Origin of the sequence: Alkalihalobacillus alcalophilus ATCC 27647 = CGMCC 1.3604 (assembly GCF_000292245.2) — a bacterium.
Classification (GTDB): domain Bacteria; phylum Bacillota; class Bacilli; order Bacillales; family Bacillaceae_D; genus Alkalihalobacillus; species Alkalihalobacillus alcalophilus.
The window spans coordinates 1-21,640 of the sequence record NZ_ALPT02000070.1; the positions used below are offsets into that span (position 1 = coordinate 1).

The 21,640-nt window shown below is 33.4% G+C and carries 19 protein-coding genes and 1 pseudogene; 16 read left to right on the forward strand and 4 right to left on the reverse strand.

What is annotated here, in order from left to right:
- Positions 1-818, reverse strand: an 818-nt coding sequence (locus BALCAV_RS16060; protein WP_040324128.1) for an FRG domain-containing protein, incomplete at its 3' end; no start/stop codon positions are given.
- Between the two features lie 30 nt (positions 819-848).
- Positions 849-1,328 (reverse strand): helix-turn-helix domain-containing protein, encoded by a 480-nt coding sequence (locus BALCAV_RS21290; RefSeq protein WP_003322896.1) that lies wholly within the window; start codon positions 1,326-1,328, stop codon positions 849-851.
- A gap of 292 nt (positions 1,329-1,620) precedes the next feature.
- On the opposite strand from BALCAV_RS21290, the gene BALCAV_RS16070 reads away from it, so the two are divergent.
- From BALCAV_RS16070 to BALCAV_RS16120, 11 genes and pseudogenes are all read left to right on the forward strand, one after another.
- Positions 1,621-2,271 carry a PDDEXK family nuclease gene (locus tag BALCAV_RS16070; protein ID WP_003322895.1) on the forward strand — a complete coding sequence of 217 codons (651 nt, stop codon included), beginning with the start codon at positions 1,621-1,623 and terminating at the stop codon, positions 2,269-2,271.
- Positions 2,249-4,165 (forward strand): hypothetical protein, encoded by a 1,917-nt coding sequence (locus BALCAV_RS16075; RefSeq protein ID WP_003322893.1) that lies wholly within the window; start codon positions 2,249-2,251, stop codon positions 4,163-4,165. The genes BALCAV_RS16070 and BALCAV_RS16075 overlap by 23 nt, the downstream gene beginning before the upstream one ends.
- A gap of 21 nt (positions 4,166-4,186) precedes the next feature.
- The gene (locus BALCAV_RS16080) at positions 4,187-5,176 is read left to right on the forward strand and encodes an ATP-binding protein (RefSeq protein ID WP_003322892.1); all 990 of its coding nucleotides are present in this window, start codon (positions 4,187-4,189) and stop codon (positions 5,174-5,176) included.
- A 45-nt stretch (positions 5,177-5,221) separates the two neighbouring features.
- Positions 5,222-6,832 carry a hypothetical protein gene (locus BALCAV_RS16085; protein WP_040324129.1) on the forward strand — a complete coding sequence of 537 codons (1,611 nt, stop codon included), beginning with the start codon at positions 5,222-5,224 and terminating at the stop codon, positions 6,830-6,832.
- 395 nt (positions 6,833-7,227) lie between these two features.
- Positions 7,228-8,127: a hypothetical protein gene (locus BALCAV_RS16090; protein WP_003322891.1), complete on the forward strand. Its 900-nt coding sequence runs from the start codon at positions 7,228-7,230 to the stop codon at positions 8,125-8,127.
- Between the two features lie 453 nt (positions 8,128-8,580).
- Positions 8,581-10,095, forward strand: a complete 1,515-nt coding sequence (locus BALCAV_RS22855; RefSeq protein WP_003322890.1) for a ligand-gated ion channel — start codon at positions 8,581-8,583, stop codon at positions 10,093-10,095.
- 493 nt (positions 10,096-10,588) lie between these two features.
- Positions 10,589-11,336: pseudogene (locus BALCAV_RS16100) on the forward strand (metal ABC transporter ATP-binding protein).
- The gene (locus BALCAV_RS16105; RefSeq protein WP_003322887.1) at positions 11,333-12,211 is read left to right on the forward strand and encodes a metal ABC transporter permease; all 879 of its coding nucleotides are present in this window, start codon (positions 11,333-11,335) and stop codon (positions 12,209-12,211) included. Before BALCAV_RS16100 ends, BALCAV_RS16105 begins: the two are co-directional and overlap by 4 nt.
- A 28-nt stretch (positions 12,212-12,239) precedes the next feature.
- Complete coding sequence (locus BALCAV_RS16110; RefSeq protein WP_003322886.1) at positions 12,240-13,172, forward strand: metal ABC transporter substrate-binding protein; 933 nt, start codon at positions 12,240-12,242, stop codon at positions 13,170-13,172.
- 191 nt (positions 13,173-13,363) lie between these two features.
- Positions 13,364-13,711 (forward strand): AbrB/MazE/SpoVT family DNA-binding domain-containing protein, encoded by a 348-nt coding sequence (locus tag BALCAV_RS16115; protein ID WP_003322885.1) that lies wholly within the window; start codon positions 13,364-13,366, stop codon positions 13,709-13,711.
- Positions 13,712-13,875: 164 nt separating this feature from the next.
- Complete coding sequence (locus BALCAV_RS16120; RefSeq protein WP_003322883.1) at positions 13,876-15,450, forward strand: multicopper oxidase family protein; 1,575 nt, start codon at positions 13,876-13,878, stop codon at positions 15,448-15,450.
- A 420-nt stretch (positions 15,451-15,870) separates the two neighbouring features.
- Here the strand turns inward: BALCAV_RS16120 and BALCAV_RS16125 are convergent, their stop codons facing one another.
- Positions 15,871-16,968, reverse strand: a complete 1,098-nt coding sequence (locus tag BALCAV_RS16125; RefSeq protein WP_040324130.1) for a metal ABC transporter solute-binding protein, Zn/Mn family — start codon at positions 16,966-16,968, stop codon at positions 15,871-15,873.
- Between the two features lie 307 nt (positions 16,969-17,275).
- Between BALCAV_RS16125 and BALCAV_RS16130 the strand changes: the two genes are divergently transcribed.
- The 5 genes from BALCAV_RS16130 to BALCAV_RS22405 all read left to right on the forward strand — a co-directional run bounded on the left by BALCAV_RS16130 (position 17,276) and on the right by BALCAV_RS22405 (position 21,252).
- Positions 17,276-17,986, forward strand: a complete 711-nt coding sequence (locus BALCAV_RS16130) for a hypothetical protein (RefSeq protein ID WP_003322881.1) — start codon at positions 17,276-17,278, stop codon at positions 17,984-17,986.
- Positions 17,987-18,057: 71 nt separating this feature from the next.
- Complete coding sequence (locus BALCAV_RS16135) at positions 18,058-18,756, forward strand: response regulator transcription factor (protein ID WP_003322880.1); 699 nt, start codon at positions 18,058-18,060, stop codon at positions 18,754-18,756.
- A gap of 18 nt (positions 18,757-18,774) precedes the next feature.
- The gene (locus tag BALCAV_RS16140; RefSeq protein WP_003322879.1) at positions 18,775-20,169 is read left to right on the forward strand and encodes a sensor histidine kinase; all 1,395 of its coding nucleotides are present in this window, start codon (positions 18,775-18,777) and stop codon (positions 20,167-20,169) included.
- Between the two features lie 391 nt (positions 20,170-20,560).
- Positions 20,561-21,091 carry a thiol-disulfide oxidoreductase ResA gene (gene resA / locus BALCAV_RS16145; protein ID WP_003324864.1) on the forward strand — a complete coding sequence of 177 codons (531 nt, stop codon included), beginning with the start codon at positions 20,561-20,563 and terminating at the stop codon, positions 21,089-21,091.
- A gap of 5 nt (positions 21,092-21,096) precedes the next feature.
- Positions 21,097-21,252 (forward strand): hypothetical protein, encoded by a 156-nt coding sequence (locus BALCAV_RS22405; RefSeq protein ID WP_160173430.1) that lies wholly within the window; start codon positions 21,097-21,099, stop codon positions 21,250-21,252.
- Positions 21,253-21,306: 54 nt separating this feature from the next.
- On the opposite strand, the gene BALCAV_RS16150 is transcribed toward BALCAV_RS22405, so the two are convergent.
- Positions 21,307-21,640 (reverse strand): UPF0236 family transposase-like protein (locus tag BALCAV_RS16150; protein ID WP_200880900.1); only part of this gene is annotated, 334 nt, incomplete at its 5' end.

The window sequence follows — 21,640 nt, forward strand, 5'->3', positions numbered from 1 at the left end:
GTAATACTGTAGGTACCATCCAATGATAAATTAATTTCTTTATATTTTTCTTTTAAATATTTAGCAACTGAAGGTAGTTCCGGATAAACAGTAGCTTTATTAATATTGTGTGTAGCATCTAATTCTTTCTTAATTGTTTCTTTATACTCATAAGGAATTGAGATTATAAGGGATGGTTTAATAGAATTGAGCGTTAATAAATCCTTTTGAATCTCTCCTTCTGATACTAAATTACCACAAATCACGAACGTTCCTTGTTGATTAAATAAACGGGTATTGGCTTCTTGTAATTTTGCAGTATAAGGCACAAAATAAGAACCGTTAACAATTTGTAAGATTTCATGGTGTTCAATTTGTTCATGAAAAGTTTGCTCATATAGGTGTTGGATATGACCAATCTGTAAGTCTTCTATAGTTGCAAGTAGACTTAGAAGTTGAATCTCTTTACTATTCAATTCCTTTGGTTGTTGAATAAAGATGTAAACAAGGCCAGGGCTTTCATCTTCAACATCCTCAACAGCAAAAAACAATGCATATAAGGGGTTTATCGTAACATCAATTAATCTTGTAGGAATTTCATAATGTTGCATTTTAGCTAAGTGCTCAAGTGGTGTTGAATACTTTTTAAACTCATCACTTTTAAGGTGAATAGCTTCTTGATATATGTTATGTTCATTAGACATATATCCAATATCTCTGGAAATACTAGAGCTTATATCTGGAAATCTTTTTAATTGGCCCCTATAAAAAATAGGTGAGTGTCCCTCATAACGTTTTAGCTTTTTTTGAAATTCATCTATACTGATAGCTTGATCCAACTTGCTCACTCCTTTTCCGCATAAATCACTTTAAAAGTAATTCTTCTTTATTTTAGCAAATTCTCTAAGTTCATTCTGATCTTTAACAGGAAGATCTCTATAAATATTTAATAATTCTGTTTCATTTACTGTTAAAGTACCAAGAAATCGGTTATTCATCTCATGATTAAATAATTTCTGTAAGTAAGTCATTGGTATGTTAAATTCTTTACTTAATTTTTCTTGCTCAGTATAAAGTGACTGCAATAACCGGCTTATTATTATTTGTACTGGAATTTCAGAATCATTTGGTAAGCATTTTTTTTTATTACCTGTTCCCTTAATTAACCAGTCAATTGTTACATTATATAGTTCACTAATACCAACTAAAGTTTCAATTGAGGGTTTATTTCTTCCAATTTCTAAATCACTTAAAGACCCCTGGGACATACGAATCGTTTGCGCAAATTCCTTTTGCTTTAGTTTTGCTGCGTGTCTTGTTTTTTTTATTCTTTCCCCAATGTGCTCCATAATTACTTCTCCTCATAAAATTGATGTAATTGTTTCCATTTTATTGAAAGCAGTGTGCAAAGTAACTAAACCATTGTAGAATATCCTCATTACCGATATTATAGATCGGCTTCTAATGTATATAATAAGTGACATTTTTAAAATTAACATTATTGATTCAATATTCCTCACACTATCAATTTATTTACAGTTTTCATAGTTTTATACTTAAACTAGTATTTTTTTCTAGCAAATTGGAAAACATATTAGTAGGTCTATATTATACCTACGATTAATTAAAAGAGGTGATAATTTGTTTAAGCCCATTCCTATAAAAAGAAGTGATCAATTTTATAGTAATTATTGGGTAGGATACAGTCTCAAATTAATGAGGGAAGTTGATTTTTTTGGTGATCTACAGTATGAGTATTGGCTACAAGTAGAAACAGATCCAGATATTTCAGAATTTTGCGAAAGGCCCATAATTATAGATGGGGTTCTAGAAGGTAAAAGGAAAAAAACACAATTTGATATGTACCTAAAAAAGAGAGACGGGAAAAAGACTTTAGTTAAGATTCTATATTCTAGTAAACAAGATTCCCCATTAAGAGCACTTGAAAAACTCTATTGTGAAAAAAATGGATTTGAATATATATGTATTTCTGAATTAGATATTAGACAAAACCCTATTGCTCTTTCTAATAGAAAGCAGATCATTACGACTTTGTGTAATAGAAAGCAACCAATAGATATAGATTTAAGGAAACTTCTTCATGAAGTGACAAGTAAGAGAACATCAATAAAACAAATAATTGAAAACATGAATGCAAGTATCTCTTTACCTCGTACAAAAGAAGCTTTATTTTGGCTTATTTATAAAGGCGACATATCTTCGAATATGTACGAAAAAAAAATATCACTTGAAACAGAGGTGTGGTTGAATGACCAAACGAAGGATAATTGAAAACGAAAATGTTGATAAAGAACTACTGGATCTTACTAAATGGCCAGACGTTCGGATTGAAAGTTTATCAGATGAAGATCAATCCACTTTTTTAAAAAGAAAAAAAGCAATCCTCATGTATTTTGAAAGCAAGACACATACACAAATTCATAAGGAAACTGGAATTAATAGATCACAAATAAGTATTTTTTTAAAAAAGTGTTTGAAGTTTGATCAACAAGGGGTTCTGTGGGGATTTAGAGCGTTAATTCCCCACAAGCGTATTGATTCCTACAACCGACAATCATTACCTAAATCAAAACAAGATAATAACAATGGTGCATTTCAACTGTTATTGGAAACATATCCTGACCTACGAGAATTAATAGATCGACATGTTTTTAAACAAAAAAATAAGGCAGCATCTGAGCTTAATACCAGAACAAAACATATCCATAAGAAATTTATAATAAAGTGTCGTGAATTAGGTATCGCGCCACCTCATTATCCTTTTAATACTTCTGAACAAGGAAGAAGAAGCCTTTACAGATATGTTAAGGAATTGAATTTTAGATCAGTTCCAATTTATGAATCAACAAATCAAATATCTTTAATAAATAGACCGTTTGAACGTGTTCAATTTGATGGCCACAAACTAGATTTAAGCCTTGCTATTGTAATAAATACACCTGAAGAAGTAGAAGTAGTCAAAGAAATTAATAGAATCTGGCTCTTAACTGTTATGGATGTGGCTACAAGAAATATTCTTGGTTATCATATTAGTTTTAATAAAGAATACAATTCTTCAGATGTTTTAAGGTGTATTAGAAATGCGATTGTTCCGTGGCAACCTAAAACTTTTACGATTTCTGGACTTGAATATCCTAAAGATGGAGGATTTCCATCAGCGGTTATTCCAGAAACTCAATGGGCAGTATGGGGAGAAATATTTTATGATAATGCTCGATCTAATCTTTCAACAATAGTGCAAGACAGATTGAAAAACGTTGTGGGATGTGCAATAAATGCTGGACCAGTTGAATCACCTTTGAGAAGAAGCATTCAAGAACGGTTCTATGGAATTTTGGAAGAAAATGGTTTTCATCTATTACCCAATACAACAGGTAGCAACCCTAACGATTCTCGTCGGAAAGATGCGGCCAAACAAGCGATTAAGTATCGAATTTCACCTGAGCACATAGAGGAACTTACTGAGGTCTTAATAGCTCAATATAATGGAACGCCACATGAAGGGATTAGTTTCCTTTCTCCTCTAGAAATTATGAAAGAAAAGGTTGAACAAAACCCTATGATTATTGATCAAATATCTATAGAAAAAAGAAGCGAGGCAGCCTTTATGACTCTTCATGCGCAGCGAACAATCAATGGCAATGTCAAAGATAAACGTCGGCCATATATACAATATGAAAATGTCCGATACACCAACCCAATTTTATCAAATTCTTATGGTTTAATTGGGATGAAGTTAGATTTAGTAGTTAATACAGATGATCTTCGTGTAATAAAAGCATTTTATCCTGATGGTTCAGAATTAGGACTTTTAAAAGCGTCAGGGAAATGGGGAATAACTCCACATACTTTGCTTGTAAGGCAAGAGATTTTTAAAATGCGCCATAGAAAACTAATGCATTTTACAAACCAGGATGATGCTGTCCAAATATATCATAACTTTTTATTAGAAAATGCAAAATTAAATAAAAAAACTAGAAATAAATTAGCTGCTCTAGAAAAAAGTATTCGTGAGACAACTTTCTATTCAAATTCTAATGAATTAAAAGAAAATGATGTTATTGAGACAAATGATGAGTTCAATCAGAAGAAACAACTCAGAGAAAAGAAAAAAAAGTCAAAAGGATCAGAGATAAAAAAAATCAGAAAAACTATATTTTATTAATTTTAGAAAGTAGGTGATAAGATGCATCCTATAGTTAAAAGTGAAGCATTACCAGAAACAAGACCATTATTTCCAAAAGGGACTCACCCAATAGAAACAGGCCGTTATCTAATTGGAACAAATGAAATTGATCATTTATATAAAAAAGTTGTTCAATGTCTTACTAATCGGTCAACGGGTGTTATCATCCATGGAAGACCACGATTAGGCAAAACCCGTGCATTAGAATATTTAATGCGTATCCTCCCTGAAGAATTTGATAATATACCAATTTACTTTCTTTTGTCTAGAGAATATAAAAATGCTAACGAAAATATCTTCTTTCAAGATATTTTACTAGACATCGGCCACGCGGTTCCCTTTTCAGGCAAGGCAGATAAAAAGCGCCAACGTCTACTCTGGTTTTTAATTGAACGAGCAAATCAATCAGGTAAGAGGAGAATCGTCTTCTTTATAGATGATGCTCAAAGATTAGTTGACATGCAATATGGCTGGCTAATGGATATTTATAATGATTTAGATAGAGTAGGAATCAGCTTGACCGTCTTTTTAGTAGGGCAAGATGAATTAGTAAATCGCAGATCTTCATTTGGAGCCGAAGGGAAACAACAAATCATTGGACGTTTTATGGTACATCAACATCAATTTAGCGGAGTGAAAACCAAAGGTGATCTAGAAGAAATACTAGAAGGTTACGACAAATATTCATATCCACAAGATACAACATGGACTATGACTAGATATTATTTTCCTACTGCTTATTTAAATGGATTTCGTTTGAAAAATTTTACCGACTCAATCTTTGAAGCTTTTATGCAATTAAGAAAAGCTGCAGGAATAAGATCCAAAATAGAAATTCCAATGCAATATATTACTTTAACAATAGAATACCTGTTAAGAGAATTTGGTGTTGAAGGAGAAAATTTAGAAGGATTAAGTGATGAGCATTTTGAAGAAGCAGTTGAAAACTCAGGTTATATAGAAGCGGAAACCAACGTTATTTTTGGTTAAAAGTTAAATTGTTTTTCGTTACAATATTGAAAGGAATAACTCCATTTGAATTTACAACATGAAGTTCCTAAAAATAAAAGAAATGCTACGTTAAACTGGAACAATGATTGGTTTAACTCTTATGAATCACCATGGGGGATATTTGAAAAACTAAAATTCACCAACTTTATTGATGCAAATGATATATTGCGATTATTTGGAGTAGAGAAAGTTAGAAATTTAAAGAGTTTCGGAAAAACACACCGACAATTAATACATTTAAATGGTTTAGATGAAGATATAGTTGAACGATTCTTAGGATTTTCATTGCACCAACATAATAATCATTTATTGCAAAAGTTATTTCAATGCTTCTATAACTTTAATAAAAGTTCTAGTTACTATTTTAGAGATGACTTATTTTTTTGTATTGATTGTTTAAAGACTGGCTACCACAGTTTATTTTTCCAATCCAAATTAATTCATTTTTGTCCGTTTCATAAGCTGCCATTAATTCAAGGTTGTCCTTATTGTCGTAATCCAATACCGTATTTGCTCTCTGATCAATATACTGATGGACCATTCCTTTGTAAGTGTGGGAACGGTTGGTTAACATCTGAAACTACACCAAATCCAACTTTTTCATGGAAAAAACCAATAGCTGATATTCAATCTCAAGCATTGAATGCTTGGTTGAATCTTGATCAGAGTCAAATCAACAGACTAAATAAATGTAGGTTCTTTTCTGGAATTGACTTGGAAGATGATTCAGAGGTATTAGAAAAATTGATTTCAGTGGTCGATAGTGATTTTAAAATCTCTAAGGAATATACTCATCATAAAATAGAAACCTCGAACTATATTAATTCGCTAAAAATTGACATAAACGAAAACGAACTACAGAATGAAAATTATTTATTAAAGAACAGCCAAATTAATGATGTCGTGGATTCCTGGACACTTTTAAACAATAACGCTAAATACCAACAACACTACGACTATATTTATAATAACTCACAAAAAACAGTTAAAGCGTTCGCTCGTCACATTAGGAATACAATCTATCCAGAGCATAGAACATGTGTTAAGCGATTAGTTCGTTTATTAAAAGAAGAGAACAAGTCATTCCCACCAATTTGTCCTCACGCTTATGCATATGTATTCTGGAGAAAATCAATTGATGAAATTGATCATTTTTATGAAGTTGATAGGTATGGTCATGCAAATAGAAAATATCCTTATGATCTGGATGTTGCTTCTGGTTTAGATCGAGACTTCATTAAATCATTTGTTGATGAATGGATCGATTATTATGACTATGTTCGAGATAAAGAGCTTGTGGGTTTGAATTGGATTATCAATAAAATTATTAGTGCTTTATTGTCAAACCATTATATGAATTGGTTACGTATCTCAACAAAATATAGTGAAGCAAGAGAAGAGGCTAATTTTAGACAGTACATCTATAAAGATCTGGCTTTTTTCACAGTCATATTCCCATCAAAAGACACAGAAGAACCGATTGAATTTCATTGGTGGGAAAAAACAAATAAATATTCAACACTTTTATGTCCATTTCCATCACAGAGTAAAAAAAGAATTTCAGAAAAGGAGTTAAGACAATCCAAACTTAGTATCCCTAGAAACTTTTACAATAAAGAAGTTGACATGAAATGATCTGCATAAAATCGTCAGAATTTATTGTTCTGGCGAATTTTTTATTTTATCTGTATCACAGGAAATTTCCTTATAGAGGTTTTAGTGAAAAATTGATTACAGCCATTGAAATGTACCACCTCTGACATAGCATTCACCACCAAATGACAAAAAAGTGTACCAAAAATGACAGACTGTTTACCACTGCAATCCTTCTGGTGATAAAAGATATAAAAAAATGATTAATTCTCAATAAGGTCAGACTTCTGCAAACAGTCCAGATTAACTCTAGTATTTCGTAGTAGACTTTATACTGTGCAATAAATTGTTCTCTTTTAAAACACTAATAGTGTAAATTATCTAAGAGGGTCAGAATTCAAAGAATAAATCGCTTTCTTGAAAGGTAGTGAGTTTAAATGGGAAGAAAAAAACAAAATATTGAAAAGCAAAAAGTCTTATTTCATCTATACTTAAACCCATATATAAGAGAATCGAATACACGTATATATGATGTGTTGTTACAAACGTATAATCGTACGTATGAAGCAATTTATAAGGATATCAAAGAAAACCCTAAAAAAATCTATGATGTGCACTTGAAAGAAGCAAATGCAACTATTCACAATCAATACTGTTCTGAATATGCTGACCCAAGCGATTACTATGAACAGTTACAGGAATATGTTGTTGAACGTGTGCAAGAACAATCCTTAATGCACTATCAATTTAAATTGATGTCATTGAGTAATTTGTACCAAGTCTTCGAACAGCAGTTGAGAAAGTGGTTATTTGAAGAAATGACACACAGCCAAAATGAATATACAAATCAAATTAAATTCGTTTTAAAGTATGAAGAAGATACTTACAGTGGATTTTATAACAATTTTCGAATATTGACCAACCTGTTAAAAGAAATGAACCTAACTTTTCCAATGCAAGCTTCTGAAACTGGAGAAATGTCTGAATGGGAAATATTCTTTAATGATGTTGAAGATAAGGGCAAAGATATACCTATTGTTCAAACGGAAATATGGAATTTGATTCGTGAATGTAACTTAATTTCCAATACATATAAGCACGGTAGTGGAAATTCAGCTAAAGCATTATACAAAATTCGACCTGAATATTTTGAAAAAGTAAGTGATACTAAACTGATGAATTTGTACCGCACAACCAACATGGAAGAAGTATTATCTGTTGATAAAATATGTTTTGAAACCTATTCAACTGTAATGAAAACCTTTTGGGAGAAATTAAAGGAACATCAAAGCGGTTTTGTATTGATGGAAATAGATATGTCACCTGAAGAAGAATAGAATACCTATTTGTATCTAGTTATTAATGTTGGTCAGTACCCGAAGTGTCGAAATCACTAGCGAAAAATATGAAGGTTTAAAAGTGCCTGGTTCGACCAGCACAATACAATAGATCTGTTTATTGCGTACAACGATACTATTAAAGAAAAAATTGATATTCCACAATTGGCGCGATTGCGGAAGACCAAAGCCTAATTCCTCGTTAAAGATATGGAGGAATTAGGCTTTTTCACTTGAAATCGTTGACGTTCTTCTATTGGTAAACATGTTGACATAAGCGGTAAATTTCGTGGCAAGTGCTGGTAAAAAACATGGCAGAGATGGTACATTCTTGTGGCTGTAATCAAAAATCAACTATTTATGTATATTTTCTTATATTAATAGAATTTCTTGTCAATACTAGTAGAAGAATAACCATGACCTTATTTAATTATAAGTTTGGAGGGCACAATATTGAGACGTTTTATAGGGGAAATCACTTGGAATAGTAAGTGGGTATGTCCATTTGATTCACCATGGACAATAATTGAAAAAATTAAATATGCTAATGCACTTTCAACTAGTGACTTATTAGGTTTAATAGGTACAGAATACGTAAGACCAGTAAAGTCAAATATCAATGCCAGGTTTAGTGATCTTTTCACCTTAGAAGGCATAGATGATATGAATTTCAAACAAATATTTAGCTTTTCTTTATCTGAGCATAACCAATCAATGATTAATCTTCTGACTGATCCAATTTATGATGGAAAAAATAATCTATTAAAATATTTTTATCCTCAACTTTATTTTTGTCCTCAATGTATTACGCAAGGGTTTCATAGCTTATTGCACCAGTTTAAATTAATTAATATATGTCCCTTTCACCAAATCCCCTTAGTTAAGTCATCTACAATTTGCTGTGGCAATTCGGAAAATAATCTACAATATCGAATTAACTTTAGGAACAAGCTTAATTCCTTTCAGTGTAACTGCGGGAATACCTTTAGTAATTTCATCAATCCGTATCGCCCGAAGTGGTATCAACCAACTTTACATAAAATAAAATATACTGAATTAAAAGAGTGGATGTTACTTCCACCTGTTGAGAAAAAAATTATAACCTCATCCTTGTTTTTTGTAGATAAAAAAGAAACCAATGATAATAGCTATACAATGATTAAAAATTTATTGAAAACTTCCAAGAACATTAAGAACAATTTTATCCATACAAAGGATCTAAGGGAGAACCATACTACAGTTAAGAAATTAAATGCACTTAATTTCCCTATCAAAACTAATCAATCTTCATTAAAATATTATGGATTCGGAATCAAATATAACGAAATCATTTTTCAAGAGACCAAGACAATAATAAACTGTACGGCTAGAAAATTAAGAAAAGAGATTTATTCAAAGCATAAACATTGCCTAATCCGTATGAAAAAAAATTTACATTCGAGAAATTGTTGCCCTATTGCTAAAGCATATCTCCAATGGCGATACGCAATCCAAGGTTTTGATCAGATCTATGATGTAGATAATTCACAATCATATTCAGATCGCTTATACAAAAGGCGACTTGACTATGCTAATCATGTAGATAGAGAATTTCTGTATTTATTAACTGATGACCTTAATAGTATGTTTGAAATTACCGACCTAGATAATGTTCAAGAATTTATTAAACTCCTAAAACGTTTAGTTTATTATTTAGCTATTAACTACTTTAATTATATACTGGAACAACTTAGTTTAGGGAAAGCTGATATACCGGATCTGGTTACTCATGGTGATTATATAGAACCCTTTATCATAGAGGTTCCTATTGTCAAAGGAGGGCCTTTTGTATTCCATTCATGGGGGGAACGTGCAACTATAAATATAGATTATCAAAAAATCTGCCCATCAAAAACAACTACTAGAGTTAGTAATACAACTGAAGAAATAAATAAACACCCTTTAAAAGATGCTATAGATAGAATATAAATAGTTTTGCAAGTGGAAACTGAGGCTGACTTTATGCATTTTGGAACCAATCATACTTCTTACTTGAACTGGAATATTTTCTACGATTCAATAGTGTACTTGTCTAGCCGGCGGAAAAGAGGAGTTATAACAGGTAGCAAAAGATCAAATTTTCAAGGTTTATTCTAGTAGAAAGAGAATAAGTGTGCAAAAAAAGAGTCAGATCGCATAGTAACTACGATTCGACTCTTTTTTTTGCAGACTTATTTTAAAATAGACAATCATAAACAGAATATTTAGGTTGTAAATTAGAAATAGAGTGAATATAATGGTATTAAAGTTGCACTAGGGAAAAATAAATTTACAAGTACAAGTTTATTTCGTTAATGCAAATACATAAATTAATTTATTAGAGGTGTTCTTGTAGAACCTTTTATTTTTGGCAAAAAGTTGCCTTAGTGAAAGTTTGTAAGTTATATGCAAATCATCAAACAACTAAAAGGAGTGAAAAACGTTGGACGACATATTATTAATTCAGAATTTACATGTTTCCTATCACGGAAAAGAAGTGTTAAGAAATATATCATTCTCCACAAAAAAAGGGGGAAATTGTTGGAATCATCGGTCCAAATGGGGCGGGAAAGTCAACTTTATTAAAATCACTGTTGCATTTGATCCCAAAAGATAAGGGTGAAATAAACATCGCAGGTAAATCGATTCAGGAAATGCGGGAGAAAATTGCCTATGTCCCTCAACGTAGCACTATTGACTGGGACTTCCCTATTACAGTGATTGATACAGTCTTGATCGGAACATATCCGAAACTTGGCTTGTTTAAACGACCAAAGAAAAGAGAAAGAGAATGGGCCTATGAATGTTTAAAAAAAGTTGGGATGAAAGAGTATAGTCAGCGTCAAATTGGAGAGTTATCGGGTGGGCAACAGCAACGAGTATTCGTTGCTAGGGCGTTAGCTCAAAATCCAGAATTGTTTTTTCTTGATGAACCATTTGTCGGGATCGATGTGACAAGTGAGGAAACCATTATTAACATTTTGCGTGAACAGCGAGATGAAGGAAAAACCGTTTTCATTGTCCATCATGATTTAAGTAAAGCAGGTGCGTATTTTGATGAGTTGTTGTTACTAAATAAAGAACTAATCAAATATGGATCGGTACACGAGGTATGTCGACCAGAGATAATTTCGAAAGCTTACCATGGACAATTATCCTTTTTAGAGGAAATGGGGATGACAATATCATGAGTATAATTGCTTTCTATGAGTCTATTTTACAATATGAGTTTTTACAAAGAGCATTACTTACATCAGTTCTAGTAGGGATTGTTTGTGGAGTTATAGGTTGTTTTATCATTTTAAGAGGGATGTCCTTAATGGGGGATGCCATTTCACATGCTGTTCTTCCAGGGGTTGCGATCTCTTATATGCTAGGAATCAATATTTTTTATGGTGCTGTAGTGACTGGTTTACTTACAGCGATTGCCATTGGCTATATTAGTCAAAATAGTCGGATTAAAGATGATACATCGATTGGCATCATGTTTACTGCTGCTTTTGCAGTGGGAATTATCGTTATTACTTTCTTGCAAAGTAGCACCGATTTATACCATATCTTATTTGGGAATGTTCTGGCTGTCCCTACCTCTGAAATGTGGATGACCTTAATTGTTACAGTCATAGTATTACTATCTGTCTATCTATTTTTTAAAGAGTTACTTGTTACGACCTTTGATCCTACTATGTCAGCAGCTTATGGCTTACCTAATAAAATCATACATTATCTGTTAATGGCCCTTTTAACAATGGCTACAGTTGCTTCATTGCAAACAGTCGGGATTGTATTAGTTGTAGCGATGTTAATAACACCTGCAGCAACTGCCTACCTCTTGACGAATCACTTGGGGATTATGGTTTTTCTAGCAGCTGGTTTTGGCGTTGTTGCTTCAATAATTGGTCTTTATTTTAGCTTTTCGTATAATTTAGCTTCTGGACCAACGATTGTCGTTGTAGCAAGTACATTTTTTGCCATGGCATTTTTCTTATTACCTAAACAAGGGTTGTTATGGCGTTCTTTACGTGCTCGAAAAAATAGAGCGCTGGTAACACAATCAAATGGCTAAAATAATATTCGTAAAAGGGAGAGGAAATATGAGAAATTTATTATTTATTACTACAATTCTTACACTGTTTTTACTTGGGGCATGTGGTAGTAAACCGACTGGTCAAGAAGAAAGTACGAATCAAAAATTGGAGGTTGTCACGACTTATTCTATTATTTATGATATTACAAAAAATGTCGGAGGAGATATAGTAGAAATTTATAATTTAACCCCCATCGGTGCAGATCCACACGAATATGACCCACTTCCAGAGGATGTTAAGAAAACAACTGATGCAGATGTTGTCTTTTATAATGGGTTAAACTTAGAAGAAGGAAACGGATGGTTTAGGAAGTTAATTGAAGTTGCCGGAAAAGGAGATGAGGATGCACCCGTTTATCTAGTGAGTGAAGGAGTAGTACTGATTCTTTTAGAATCCCAAGGCTTAGAAGAGGAAGCTGATCCACATGCTTGGCTCGATTTGCGTAACGGAATTACGTATACTGAAAATATACGCGATGCATTAATTAAAGAAGACCCCGAGAATGAGAGTATTTATGTAGAAAATGCTACTCAATATATACAAGAGCTATCCGAACTGCATGAGAAAGCGATTGAAAGCATTGCGACTATCGATGAGAATAAGCGATTTTTAATTACAAGTGAAGGGGCATTTAAATATTTTGGTGCCGCCTATGACATAGAAACAGGGTATATTTGGGAAATTAATTCTGAAAATCAAGGCTCTCCTCAACAAATGCGTGATGTAATAGATCTAGTGCGAGATAAAGGGATAACATCTCTTTTTATTGAAACAAGTGTAGATCGCCGTACCATGGATACTGTATCACAAGAAACGGGTGTACCTATTGTAGGCACTGTTTATACAGATTCTCTTGGAAAAGCAGGAACAGATGGGGATACTTATTTAAAAATGATGGAGTCAAACATTAATGTAATTATTGAAGGTTTAAGTAAGTGATTTATGTTTTAAAGAAAACACATTATCCGTACAAAGGGTAATGTGTTTTCTTATGAATCGTCAATTGGTTAAAAACTATTTAAGCAAAAATTAGTTCACAAAATGTACCAATAAAATTTTTGCAACTTCTTCACACTTTCTTTAAATTTCAATCCTATTCTATTAATAGTCATTGAAATGAGGTGAGATTAATGTTAATAAGTAGTAATTTTAAAGAAAAAGTTAAAGAATTAACTGATAGTAATTTGATGTGTAGTCTTAAGGATAAGCAGCACATTACCATTCCCAGTTCAATTAGGAGGAAATTAAATATCTTACCTGGAGAAGAGGTTGCAGTAGGATTAGCAGATGGCTTAAAAGATCTAATTATTAAAAAAAACTCCGATCATTCTCTTGATAATAAAATGATAGTGAGTGAAAGAGGCTCTATTCGTATTCCTACAGAATTAACAAGAGCTTTGGGTCTGTGTAAAGGTGATGTATTTCACATATATCTTTTAATAAAGGATAATTGTATCCTTCTAAAAAAGGAAAATTGATTGGCGTAATTTAGCTTTTTGTTTATTTTTTCAGAGAAAAATAAGTGTGACGTTTTTATGAAGATGCAGTTTAATTTTATTTCTTCATAAATTCTATATACTTTTTTATTAGACTTATTTTTGAGAACGTAATTAAATTTTTTTTGGAAAAGGGGAAATAAACATTGAAAAAGCCATACGGATTAGCTGGTATAGCGCTGGCATTGTCTTTAGTTATAGCCGGTTGCTCAAATGATGCTGTTGACCATTCTGCGATGGGACATGGTGAATCTCAGCAGGAAGAACAAACACAGGAAGCGACAACAGAAGATGGAAAGAGAGTTTTTGACATAAATGTTACAGAAACTCACTGGATGTTCAATGATGAAATCATGGATGATGCATGGACTTATAATGGAAGTTTACCTGGTCAAGAAATTAGAGTTCAAGAAGGAGATACTGTAATTTTAAATGTGACCAATTCTTTAGACGAACCTACTGCTCTTCATCTACACGGATTTCCGGTTCCGAATGAGATGGATGGTGTTCCTGGTGTAACACAAAATGCAATACTGCCTGGCGAACAGTTCACTTATGAATATCAGGCCGATGTACCAGGAACATATTGGTATCACTCGCACCAAGATGGTTCAAAGCAAGTTGGGAAAGGTCTTTATGGGGTCTTTATTGTTGAGTCGTCAGCTGATAAGTCATATGATGTAGATGAAGTAATTGTAATTGATGAATGGTCTTCAATGGGAACTGATATGAGTGAAATGGATCATGGTGACATGGACATGGGTGAAATGAGTGAAATGGACCACGGTGACATGGACATGAGTGAAATGAATGATATGGATCACGGTGATATGGACGGTGTTGCAAGTGAATTAAGTCATGCAGATATGATGAATGAAATGTATGACACACCACTTATAAATGGTAAGGCTTCACCTGCAATTGAAGCAATTGAAGTAGAAGAAGGAAATAAAGTCAAACTTCGTTTTGTGAATGCAGGGCTATTCACACAAGTAGTATCTATACCGGGTCATTCTTTTAAAATTACACACTATGATGGCCAACCTGTAAATGGACCAGAACTTTTAAATGATACAGCTTTTCGAATTGCACCTGCAGAACGCTATGAAGTTGAGGTAGAAATGAAAAACCCTGGAGCGTGGGGAATACAAGTATTTGCTGAAGAAAATGAGAAAACTCTTAATACTGTAATTCCTGTTATTTATGATGGTTATGAAGATGAGGAATTACAAGAGAATGATTCAAACTATTCATTTTTTGATTTAACTACTTATGGACAGGCGATGGAACAGAATCTTGGAGTTATTACAAAAGAGTATGATATGCTTCTTGGAACGGAAGATGGAGGTGAGACCTTCACGATTAATGACAAACAATTTCCTGACCATGAAATTTATGAAGTAGAAGAAGGTGACATTGTTAAGTTTACCATTGTAAACGATACAGAGGTCGATCACCCAATGCATTTGCACGGAGAGTTTTTCAACGTAATTTCGAAAGATGGAAACCCAATTCAAGGATCTCCGATTCTAAAGGATACGTTAAACGTTAAACCTGGTGAAACATACGAAATCGTCTTCGGGGCTAATAACCCTGGGAATTGGATGTTCCACTGTCATGAATTTCATCATGCGAGCGGTGGGATGGTAGCAGAAGTTCGTTACAAAGGATACGAACCAACTTTCACATTAGATCCAACTATTCCAAATACACCAGAGTAATCCCTATTAGTTAAAAATCATTAAAATGAAATTTACCCGAATGATAGGCCGTTTTCGGTTTATTGTTCGGGTAATTTACTTTAATAATAAAATAGTGATGTTCTGTTCTGTAGAGTTAACGTTTAAAGCAAGGGGGACTCGATCATTTTTTAAATTGTAATTAAAAAATGTAGATTGGGGGGCATGATACGATACTAAACAAACGTTGAGTTTATGGAGGGATTTTCAAAATATTATTATAAGATACTACAATGCCACCACTGCCGTTTTATCTGAATTAAGTTGAAATTCACAACCTTAACTAGAATTAGAATTATAATAAGAATGATTTTATAAAGTTGTTTTAGTGAAAAATAAACAAACACAAATCAATTTGAAATGTGTTTGCCTACTAATGTAAATGAATGAGATTCTAATTTCTTACTTATTTAAACCTTGTTTTAAAGCTTCAATATTCCCTCTCATTATACTTATATAGTTCTCGCCGTTATCAATATCTTCTTGTGTTGCTGCTTCAAGGTTGTGTAAATATAATATGTCAGCACCAATTTCGTCAGCTATCATTTCAGCAATTTTAGATGTGAAATTTTGTTCAACAAACAGATGAGTAAGATTCAGAGACTGACCTAGTTCAAGAATCTCTTCAACTTGACGCTGAGACGGTTCATTTGTAGGTGATAGTCCAGATATTGCAATTTGTTCAAGCCCATACCTTTGTTCCCAATATCCATAGCCAGCATGAGATACTATAAATTGATTTCGTTCAGCAGTAGAAACCATTTCTTCAAATTCAACGTGTAAATTTTCTAATTCAATTTTTAAGTTAGTATAGTTTTCTGTGAATTGCTCTTCGAATTCAGGTTGTAATTGAACAAGTAAATCATATATATTCTTAGCGTATTGCAGGGCATATACCGGATCAAGCCAAGCATGCGGGTCGACTCCAGCGTGCAAGTGTTCGTCTTCTTCATGAACATCCAAGGTCTCATCATTATGTTCGTCTTCTTCATGAACATCCAAGGTCTCATCATTATGTTCGTCTTCTTCATGAACATCCAAGGTCTCATCACTGTGTTCGTCTTCTTCATGAACATCCACATGTTCATCATCGTGTTCATCATCATCTTCTCTTAAAGGAATGTTATTAGAAGCTTGAAGAGCTACAACGTCCTCCTTCTCCATACTTTTTAGTACCGCATCAACAAAGCCTTCAAAGCCGGCTCCGTTATATACAAACGCATCTGCTTCCATTATTTCGATCATTTGTCTAGCTGTCGGTTCAAACGAATGAGCATCTGCGCCCAAAGGAACTACATTGATCACATCAACATGTTCTCCACCAATTTTCCGAGTAAAGTCTTCTAAAACAAAAGTAGTTGTGACAACTGTTAAGACTTCTTCTGTAATGGTATTTTCTGTTTCACCGTCTATTAATTCTTCCTCGTTATTTGATGCGTTACATGCACCAAGAATAACGATGAAAAATAATAGTAGTAAAACCGTAAGCTTCATTTTCATAATCTTGTCTCCTTTTTTAAATCGAAATTGTTACGTTTTGGATATTAACTAGAAAATGTGTAGAAAGTATGTGTTTCTAAATAATTACAGTGTTTTTTTTAAAAAGGTAATATCTTATTTATTTATCTTCATCTTTTCTCCACATTTATCTTCTATTGTTATATCAAATAAAAGCAGTGTTTCTATCTAGGGGAAATATAATAGTGCGACTAGTAATATTTACTCTCTGAAAATATTGGAAATCAATGTAACTTAATATAAATTGACAGGTTAACCCTTTATATATGTGGGCTATAGGAGGAGTAATGTGAGAATAATATCAGTATTGATATTCGTTTTTATTACTTTGGCTGGATGTCAACAACCAGATACCAAAGACGTTCAAAATATTTATGAAAACAATTATATAAAAGTGGTAATAGATGAAATCGAGGAAGTAGAGAATGGTTTTTTCTTAACAGTAACGCTGGAAAGTATTACGGAGGGCGGAATTAACAAAAATGATTATGCTGTTGCTTTTCCAAGTCAGATCATTTTAGCTAATGGTCATGAATTTTACAAAATTAATGAGGAGCAAAAAACAGAGTTCGTTAATGATGAGAAAGTGATGATACGCGAGTTCTATTTAAGTGAAAGTGAAAACCAAAAATTAGCAGGATTCCTATCTTTTTCGTTATACGTTAAGCCAACTTTCAACAAAAAATTAGTGACCTTTGAAATAGATGGGAATAGAAATAATGTTATGAGTGACGGAATTATACTAACAAATATAGATGTAAAGGATAACTATTTAAGGTTAAATTTAAATGATGTACATCCAACAAAAGGAATAGGGGTAACGATAGAGCTTGAAGGAGAGAGGATTTATCCAGTGGTATCTAGAACTGAGCAAAATCTAAATACGATGAAAGGTGAATTTGAGTTCGCTCAACCACTACCTGAGACAATTTTATTAATGATCTCAAGAGCAAATTTGTCAGAAACGATATGGGAACTTCCTGTTACAATAGAATTTTAACATTAATATGATAACGTGTTTTCATAATTTTCACCATTTCGTTTCAAATTAAATACTAAGGGGTTAAACATATGATTGAAAACAAAACTATTTTAATTGTTGATGATGAGTTTCAAATGCGAACTCTTTTATCGATTTATTTGAAGGATGAGGGATTTGATCTATTTGAGGCTTCGACGGGTAAGGAAGCTATTACTAAGATTCGGAATAACCCAGATAATTATGATCTAATTATACTAGATATTATGATGCCAGATCTTGATGGTTTTGAGGTATGTAAAATCGTAAGAGAGTATTCAACAATTCCGATACTAATGCTCTCAGCCAGGAAGGCATTAGAAGATCGAGTAGATGGGTTAAATTTAGGTGCAGATGATTACCTTACAAAACCATTTGAACCAGAAGAATTAATAGCGCGTGTAAAAGCATTGCTAAGAAGAGTAACTACAATTGAGGCAGAGAAAGACGAAGTAAAGTTAGCATTTAAAGATGGATTATCTATTTATTATGAAAATAGAAGTGTCTATGTGAATAATGAATTGGTTGAATTAACAGCAAAAGAGTTCGAGCTTTTATATAAGCTCGCTTTAAATCCACAACGAGTGTATACGAGAGACGACCTTCTTTATTTAATCTGGGGAGAGGATTATGTAGGAGCACAAAGAACTGTAGACTCTCATATGAAAAATATACGATCAAAACTTTATGCTGCTGGCCTAAAAAATAATCGAATAATAACTGTATGGGGTGTTGGATACAAATTTGTATAAAAAGAGATGGTACAACTTATGAATCGAATTGATATTAAATTAGGCCTTACGATTCTACTCTTATTAATTACGATAATATTACCGTTAGGCTTTGTCATGAATCAAATTTTTTATGGGTTTTATGTTAGTCAAGCCCAAGAAGAAACACATATGCTGTCTTCTCAATATGCTAATTTAATTAATGATAGTACTGTTGAAAACCGATTAGAGGTTGTGGAAGTAGCTGCGAAAATCTCGAATCAAAAAATGCTAGCACTTAGTGATCAAGGAGAGGTCTGGGCTCAATCGAATTTTTCGATGAGTCATCATGACACAGGGTACCTTCTTAACCTTATCCATTCTGCCGATTCGCAGCACTATATGACTAATTCATTTGAAGATTCTGATGGGAAAAAGTATATTGCGACTGCTTCACATATAAATGTTAATAATTCAAAGGGGCATGTAATTGTTTTTTCTTCGCTCGAGAGTATCATACAATCCATAAAAAAAGTACAAGATTTCCTGAAACTCTCAGCGATTGGATCTTTATTTCTAGGGATTGGACTTACTTATTTCATTACCAAAAAACTATCTCAGCCATTAGTAAGTATGGAAAAAGCTGCAAGACAAATTGCTAAAGGCAACTATAATACACGTACTATTCAGAAATCAGGTGATGAGTTAGGTTCACTGGCACGTGCTATCAATGATTTAGCTTTCAGTTTACAACGTGTAAATGAACAAAGAAGAGAGTTTTTTGCCAATATATCACATGAGTTACGCACACCTATGACTTATTTAAAAGGATACTCAAAAGTTTTGCGTGAAGGGCGTTGGAAAACAGAAGAAGAGAGAAACCAATACCTTGAAATTATTGATCATGAAGCTACAAGACTAACTTATTTAGTCGATGATTTATTTGACTTAGCACAAATGGACGAAGGCCGTTTTAATCTTGAACATAAAAAAGTGAACATTAATGAAATTATAAAACTTGTTGTAAAGAAAACGGCATACAAAGCTCTAGACCAAAACCTTAAAATAGAATACCTATGTGAACTATCTGATAAGGAAGACAGTATAGTACTTGGTGATCCTTTAAGATTGGAGCAAGTTCTTATAAATTTAGTTGAAAACGCAATAAAGTATACGAAAGAAGGATCCATTACAATTTATACTGTTAGTAATGATGAAAATATTAAGATTAAGGTTAGGGACACGGGAATTGGCATGGAAGAAGATGAGCTACCATATATATTCGAGCGTTTTTATCGAGTAGAAAAGTCTCGGTCTAGGGCTTTCGGTGGTACTGGTCTTGGATTGTCCATTGTGAAGCAACTAATAGAGTTACACAATGGGACAATTGAGGTGGAGAGCACTGTTGGTGAAGGAACTGAATTCACTATTATTCTACCCAAAATTTCGGATTAAAGTGAGATGAAGCCAATTGAAGAAAGCAGAATGGCTAGTTATTTTTGTTTTTATCTTATTAGGAATTATATGTTTAACGATTTCAGCAACTTGGATTCTACCTGAAGCACATCGTCATCTCAGTCTTACCTTTATTACAATTTGTTTATATACTCTTATTCCCGTTTTCCTAGTAACTTGCGTTTATATGATCTTTAAAGTCTACACCAAAAAGACAAAGCATATTAAATAGTAATATAATGGGTCCTCTTAATATTAAGGGGCTCATTTTTTCTGCCATAGTAATTATTTGAATAGGATGTGACAGATTTTCCAATTTAGCATTTCTCCATGATTCCTTCACAATTTCTCTTTATACTCTTAAATATTGTAGGTTTAAAGGAGGAGTTCTATGAAAACTAGACGATTATTTATACGAACAGTGACCTTGCTCATCATGGCAGTCGCGATCGGGTATACATTCTATTCTAATTTCTTTTCAGATGCGGATGCAGCTGTTCGGATAGGCGATGAAGCACCAAATTTTGTTCTTACTGATCTTGATGGCAATGAAGTGGAGCTTGAAGATTACCGGGGGCAAGGAGTGTTTTTAAATTTCTGGGGTACATATTGTCCACCATGTGAGCGTGAGATGCCGTATATGGAGAATCAATATGCGATATATAAAGACCAGGGAGTTGAAATCCTTGCTGTAAATGTAGGTGAACCCGAATTAACCGTTCAGCGCTTTGTAGAAAGACTAAACTTAACGTTCCCAATTCCTATGGATAAAGGACAACAAGTATTAGACCGTTATGGTGTTATTCCACTTCCGACTACATTTCTAATCAATGCGGAAGGGGAAATCATTAACATCATTACAGGAGGCATGTCAGAGCAAGCGATCGCACAGTATATGGAAAGTATTAAACCGCAGGAGTGATTGAAATGAATAACCTTAGCTGTTCTTGTGGACAGCAAAACCCTCAAGGAACAGACTTATGTGGAGGATGCGGCAAACCATTAGTCGCGAGTAATAACCAGCAAGTTTTAAATATGGATTGTGTCAACCTTTTGTGGGAGGAATATTTTCCATCCTCTTAGGTGTAAGCGAATTCAGGATTTAAGGGTTCTCATTTGTATAGAATCTTCCTTTTTTTAAAAGCCTTTCAAGTCTTTTAACGCACGGTAAACCGGAATATTAGCTCTTTGTTTGAGATACATGATGTTGTTACGTGTCGCTTCCCCAATCGTACTCTCGACCTTCTCCACAAAGTGCTTTGGAGGACGCTCTTCCTTTGGCTCTGTCCATTTTTCGACGCGCCCAATTAGTGTTTGGAGAGGGACCTTATCCATCAACGCAACCATCGCTGTCATCATGGCACTAGCGCCTTTTTCAACCCAACTACGTCCATTCTTGAGACGTTTCGCAAAGACACTCATCGTTCCCTCAGCACTTCCCATCGGGCGGAACCCTGTCGAATCAATCTTC